Origin of the sequence: Xenophilus azovorans DSM 13620 (assembly GCF_000745855.1) — a bacterium.
In the GTDB taxonomy this organism is placed as follows: domain Bacteria; phylum Pseudomonadota; class Gammaproteobacteria; order Burkholderiales; family Burkholderiaceae_C; genus Xenophilus; species Xenophilus azovorans.
Genome location: NZ_JQKD01000130.1, coordinates 1 through 1,593 on the forward strand (window position 1 = coordinate 1; position 1,593 = coordinate 1,593).

Consider the following 1,593-nt stretch of genomic DNA (forward strand, 5'->3'; position numbering starts at 1 on the left):
CCCACCCTGCCGGTTGAACTTTGACCCGGGGATGGAAGCCGGCCTCGTGGTTGCCGACTGTGGATAACTGTAGCTGTTTCCTCCTTTCTTGCTTTGCTTGATGTTCGGTCTTAGAGGGCGCGCAGGGCGAAGCCCGCAGCGCCTTGTCCCTTCGCAGCGTTGATCAGGCGAGGTCTGCCGGTGGCGCCTTGGCCTCCTTGCGCTCCTGCTCGCGAGCCCTGATACGTTTCTTCGAGTTGGCCGTGGCATGCGTGATGCGGTAGCTGTCATTGCCCGTCTCCACGATGTGGCAATGGTGTGTGAGCCGGTCCAGCAGCGCGGTGGTCATCTTCGGATCCACGAACACGCTGGACCACTCGGCGAAGTCCAGGTTGGTCGTCACCACCACGCTGGTGTGCTCGTAGAGCTTGCTCAGCAGGTGGAACAGCAGCGCCCCTGCGGCCTGGCTGAAGGGCAGGTATCCCATTTCGTCGAGCACCACCGCGTCCAGGCGCAGCATGCTCGCGGCAATGCGACCGGCCTTGCCTTGGGCCTTCTCCTGCTCCAGCGCGTTGACCAGATCCACCGTCGAGTAGAAGCGCACGCGCTTGCCATGCTGCACGATGCCTGCCACGCCGATGGCCGTCGCAAGATGGCTTTTTCCGGTGCCGGGTCCGCCCACCAGCACGACGTTGTGCGCCTCGTCAGTGAAGGCCATCTCGGCCAGTTGCAACACCAGCTTGCGGTCCACCGGCGATACCTCGAAGTCGAACCCGGCAAGATCCCGGTGCACAGGGAACTTCGCCGCGTTCATCTGGTGGGTGACCGAGCGCGTGGCGCGCTCGGTGGTCTCGGCCCGCAGCATCTGCTCGACCAGCCAGCGCGATCGCTCCAGCTCGGCATTGTTCTGCTCGATCAGATCGGCCCAGGTCCCGGCCATGCCGTGCAGACGCAGCGCCTTGAGCTCAGCAATGACGTCACGCATGGCCGGTCTCCTTCATGCTGCTCATGTCGCGCAGCCGGTCGTAGCGAGCCGTATCTGCGATCGGCGGCGTCAACACCTGCAACGGCGTCTGCACGTTGGCCGGCCGCGGCGCAGCGTTCAGACGCGCGAGCACGTTGATGACGTGCTCGACGCTCACGCGCCCCGACGGCGGCGCGCCATCCAACGCCAACTCCACGGCCACCAGCACCGCCTCCAGGCCCGCCGTCGGCACCAGGGCCAGCACCCGGGCCATGACACGATCGCCGCCGCTCTCGCGCAACAGCCCCCGGCGCAGCCGCTGCAACGATTGCGGCAGATCCGTGAACGGCGCTCCATTGCGCAACGCCCCCGGCTTCCTCTGCACCAGCGGGATGTAGTGCTGCCAGTCGTAGCGCGTCTTGCCCTTGTCCGTGAGCCGCTCGTGATCGGCCACGACCACGTCGCCGGCCACCACTGTCACGCGCGTCGGGTACAGGTGCGTGCTGACCATCTGCCCGGCCAGCTCGCATGGCACCGAGTAGCGGTTGCGCGCCACCGACACCAGGCAGGTGCTGCTGACCCGGGCCACCTCCTCGACGTAGCCGTCGAAGGCAGCGGGCATCGGCATCAACTGCACCCGTTCGTGCTCG

At 66.4% G+C, this 1,593-nt stretch carries 2 protein-coding genes; both read right to left on the reverse strand.

Annotated elements, in window-relative coordinates; genetic code table 11:
* Window positions 1–163 precede the first annotated feature (163 nt).
* Window positions 164–964, reverse strand: coding sequence for an IS21-like element helper ATPase IstB (istB, locus tag Q392_RS26365; RefSeq protein ID WP_038215680.1), 801 nt, complete (start codon window positions 962–964; stop codon window positions 164–166).
* Window positions 957–1,593 (reverse strand): Mu transposase domain-containing protein (locus tag Q392_RS26370; RefSeq protein WP_038215681.1); only part of this gene is annotated, 637 nt, incomplete at its 5' end. The genes istB and Q392_RS26370, both read right to left, overlap by 8 nt.